We start from the raw sequence: 4,772 nt of genomic DNA, 5'->3' as shown, positions 1-4,772 counted from the left end.
AGTTCCAAAACTCCTGAAGAACCGGGCATCTATAGAGATGTAATTATCTATGGTATTGCTAAAGAGAACCCCAATGGTAAGGTTATCTGCCGCTTCCTGACCACAGTATGGACAATACTCAAAAGATTCATCAAAAAAATTTTCGCAGTTTTTACACTGTTCGGTGGTTGGCATATAAAAAACTTTGTTTAAAAATACAAAAAGCTGTGATACCGCAAAGTTTCTTGTTTAGAGGCGCATTACTATGTTTAGAACTGCAATTGCCTTTCTGAGAAAGGGTACGTTTATAAAATAGGTTCAATATGCGAATTCAGAACTTAGTCTATGGCTTCACATAAGGATACTATGCCAATTTAAGGAGGGGTTGTATTAATATTAAGAATGGCGTAAATGTTTGCTTTGAACATATTTAAGTTCCTGGCATAAAAAAGCCCAGACAATCATCTGGGCCTTTCCGCTTCATGAAATAACCAATCAAATTTCCTTTTTCATAATAGTTCAAATCTTAATCCCGTGTTACTATAATAGAGTTCGAGAGATCAAAGAAGCCATCTAAATCTGCGGCGTTCATTCCCATCTCTAATCCTGCAAGTCCGTCTTCATAGGTTAAATGCCAAATAAGACATGTCCCGACCCCGGCGCCATCAAAATCTACAGCTTCTAAATTTACTAACGCAGGTGGTAAACCTAAGATATTCAAGTTGTTATCTGTAATGACATAAGTTTGATTAGAACCGCTCAGGTTAGCACTATTTAATGTAATGCCGTTAACCATATCGGGTGTGCCATCAACAATAAAATTGAAAGGTCCGCCTTCAAGGGTTCCCGCATCCAGGGACTTTCTGGTAACTTGAATACTGTTGGATAAACCATAAAATCCATCAAGATCAGATACATTATTTCCGGCAACAAGTCCTGTTAAACCATCTTCATACGTTAAATGCCAAATAAGACATACCCCTGCGCCGGCTCCATCAAAATCTACTCCTTCCACATTCTCCAGGGCAGGAGGAAGTCCCAAAATATTGTTCTGATCATCAGTGATGACATAGGTTTGATTTGTTCCGGTCAAGTCAGTTTCATCCAGTACAATCCCACTAACCATATCAGGATTTCCATCTACGGTAAACTCAAAAGAACCCCCTGCAATTATCCCGGCATTCAAGGCGTTACGTGTTACCGTTATTGAATTTGACAAGGCATAGCCTCCTTCAAAATCCGATACATTGTTACCTTCTTCCAAACCAGTTAATCCATTGGCATAAGTCAAATGCCAGATCAGACATACTCCGGCACCGGCACCATCAAAATCTACACCTTCCACATTCTCCAGAGCAGGAGGAAGTCCTAATATGTTGTTTTGTTCATCGGTAATAACGTAGGTTTGGTTATCTCCGTTTAACAAAGCTGAATCTAAAGTGATGCCCGAAACCATATCCGGGGAACCATCTACAATAAATTCAAATGGTCCACCATTTAATATTCCAGCATTAAGACCATTACGAACAACGGTGAGGAAATTAGATAAACCAAAATCTCCTATAAGATCATCCAAAGTACCCCCCATCTCTAGTCCCAGCAAACCAGTTTCATAGGATATATGATAGATATAGCAACTACCTACCCCTGCTCCGTCAAAGTCAACTCCTTCAACCGCTTCTATGGTCGGTGGCAGACCCAATATATTTTTTTCGTCATCTGTAATTACAAAGTTTTGAATACTCCCTGTAAGCTCTGATGCGTCTAACGTAATTCCGCTTACCATATCGATAATTCCATCAACCGTAAAGGTGAACGGACCTCCAGATAAAATTCCGGCATTTATTTCCACTGGTTCTTCTATGCCACCATTATCATCATTTTCGCAACTTGTTGTGATTAAGGCTAAAGATGCAGAAACAATACATACTTGTAATACAGTTTTTAATTTGTTCATTGTATTTCTTTTTAAATTTAAAACAAAGGAACTTAGAAGGTATTACAGAGAAATCACAAAAAAATAAACATTTATTACTTATTGATAATCAGGTATTTATTTCTTAAACTAGGGTGGTTTTGAAAGTAGTGCGGCTCTAATTCGACAATTGTATCACGATTGATAACAATGGTCATACAAACCGTGATCATTTTGTGATAGTTTATTTGTTATTTCGATTAGTATGAAAAAAGTTTTAATCATTGAAGATGATGCCGAAATTATTCATTTACTGGAAATTCATTTGAAGGATTTAGGATGTGAAGTCATTGCAGCAATGCAAGGGACCACCGGCCTGAGGATGGCGATAGAAGAAGATCCGGATTTGATCATTTTAGATATTATGCTCCCTGAAATGGATGGGTTGGAGGTATGCCAAAAAATACGAGCTAACTCAATACAATCTCCCATACTGATGCTTACGGCGAAATCAGAAGAAATAGACAAGGTGCTAGGCCTAGAAATTGGCGCTGATGATTACCTTACCAAACCTTTTAGTATCCGAGAATTCATAGCCAGGGTAAAAGCCATTTTTAGAAGAGAAAAAATGTCTGTAGAACCCAAAATTAATTCTATTGGTACCAAAATAATGAGTTTCGGGAACCTTCAAATAAATTTAGAATTGCGCAAGGTGAGTATAAACGACAACAAGATAGACCTCTCACCAAAAGAATTTGAACTTTTGGCTTTACTTTCCTCTAACCCTGGTAAAAGTTATGATCGTTCCAAATTATTGAATATCATCTGGGGATATGATTTTAAAGGTTATGAACATACAGTTAACTCTCATATAAATCGGCTGCGTTCTAAAATAGAACCTGATATGAGCAATCCTATATTTATTTTGACCACTTGGGGAGTAGGATATAAATTTAATGAAGAGCTATGAAAAATACGATACTCTCAAATCGATTGATTAAAAAACTGGTTCTCTCGTTTTTGTCCATATTACTTTTGGCAGGTACCGGATATACCATTGCCACCATCTACTTTTCAAATGACTATTTTTATGAAACCACACAGCGTTTACATGCTCATTTAGCACAAGACCTTATTGACGAGAAATTCGTAGATGCTAGCCCTATTGACAGTCTGGGGAATGTAAATAAAGCTCTTTTTGGGGATATTATGCACGATATGATGGCTGTAAATAGAGCAATTGAGGTCTATTTATTGGACATAGAAGGACATGTGCAATATTCTGTGGTTTTAGACCATAATGCCCCTGAGACCCGGCAAAAAAAAATATCTTTAGAACCAATAGACGAATTTATATCCACTGGCGGATCCTTGTATATCTTGGGAGAAGACCCTAAAGATTCCTCTAAAAAAAAGGTGTTTTCTGCTGCTAAATTCAAAAAAGGTGGTAAAGAAGGTTATATCTACATAATTCTGGCCGGTGAAGACTTCCTCACAACCCGTAATATGTTGTTTAGTAGCTATGCTCTTAAATTGGGATTGGGGATGTCCTTATTGACCTTGTTTTTTGCAGCTTTATTAGGAATTTTGTCTGTGTGGTACCTGACGAAAAATCTTAGAGAACTGGTTTATGCCTCTAAGCGATTTCAAGATGGCGATTTAAATTACCGTATCAAAAACGCCAGCAAGAGTGATTTGGCAGGTGTCACAACCACCTATAATAAGATGGCTGAGACCATTTTAGAAGATATAGATAAAATAAAATCGTTAGAAAGTCTGCGAACGGAGTTAATAGCTAACATTTCGCATGATCTTCGCACGCCGCTCTCCGTTATACAGGGTTATATAGAAACTTTACAAATAAAGGACACTGAATTGACCAAGGAACAGCGCATTGAATACTTAAAAACAATTAATGCCGGTGGAGAACGTCTCAAGAAATTAATCAACCAGCTATTTGAATATTCCAAATTGGAGGCGAATCAAATTAAACCTAAGAAAGAACCATTTTTAATAAGTGAACTTGCGAACGACATTCACAGAAACTATCAAGTATTGGCCAAACAAAAGAAAATTAAGCTAAAATTAGAAATGAACGAGGGTATTCCTCTGGTTTTTGGTGATATTTCTTTGGTGGAACGCGCAATTCAGAATTTAATGGATAATGCTTTAAAATTTACACCAGAAAATGGTGAAGTGGTGGTTAAAATTATCGCCCATGAAAAGGATGTTGAAATTATCATCAAAGATTCCGGCCCAGGGATAAAGAAAGAGAATCAAGCCCTTATTTTTGAACGCTATCGGCAAATGAAAACAGGACAGCAGAAAGAGGGATCCGGTCTTGGGTTGGCTATTGTAAAAAAAATCATGGAACTGCACAATGCAAGTATCCGGGTTTTTAGTGGGCCAAATGAAGGCACGGCTTTCAGCTTTAGCCTGCCTGTTCATACTACTTCATAAACCTGCTTATCTATTAATTGCAACGGCTGGTAATTCCTGGTTTTAATTTTCCAATGCCTTGTAGATGAACATTTATAAGCTCTGGAATATAATTACAACGAAAAATATAAAATCTGGCAGTCCTGCAAGATTCCGTACTGGGATTATTGGAATCTGATAAAAAGCCAAAAAAGGTATACTTATCTGAAGAATTTTTGGGATAATAAGATATATTAGTGCGCATATAACTAGTTATAGCCCATTAAAAATGAAGAATATTATATTAATATTGTCACTAATCATTTTTACTTGTTCAGTTCAAGCCCAAGAGGTCGAGACATTTTATTTGCATCATCCAATTTCCAAAAATGATACGATTATTTATAAGCGTATTATTCGTTTTGATAAGAAAAATGGCATATATTATGTTAGAGACTAT

General features: G+C 36.8%; 3 protein-coding genes. 2 read left to right on the top strand and 1 reads right to left on the bottom strand.

All coding sequences use genetic code 11. The features are described from left to right. Nucleotides 1–505 precede the first annotated feature (505 nt). Nucleotides 506–1,936, bottom strand: coding sequence for a hypothetical protein (locus Q0X89_RS00125; RefSeq protein ID WP_297690576.1), 1,431 nt, complete (start codon nucleotides 1,934–1,936; stop codon nucleotides 506–508). 223 nt (nucleotides 1,937–2,159) lie between these two features. Between Q0X89_RS00125 and Q0X89_RS00120 the strand changes: the two genes are divergently transcribed. Continuing rightward, a complete protein-coding gene (locus Q0X89_RS00120; protein WP_297690575.1) occupies nucleotides 2,160–2,864 on the top strand; it encodes a response regulator transcription factor in 705 nt (234 codons plus the stop codon). Further along, nucleotides 2,861–4,354 (top strand): HAMP domain-containing sensor histidine kinase, encoded by a 1,494-nt coding sequence (locus tag Q0X89_RS00115; protein ID WP_297690574.1) that lies wholly within the window; start codon nucleotides 2,861–2,863, stop codon nucleotides 4,352–4,354. The genes Q0X89_RS00120 and Q0X89_RS00115 overlap by 4 nt, the downstream gene beginning before the upstream one ends. Nucleotides 4,355–4,772: the final 418 nt, after the last annotated feature.

Origin of the sequence: uncultured Eudoraea sp., assembly GCF_947258525.1 — a bacterium.
Classification (GTDB): domain Bacteria; phylum Bacteroidota; class Bacteroidia; order Flavobacteriales; family Flavobacteriaceae; genus Eudoraea.
Note: the sequence above shows the minus strand (reverse complement) of the source record. Positions and strands in the feature narration are given on the sequence as shown.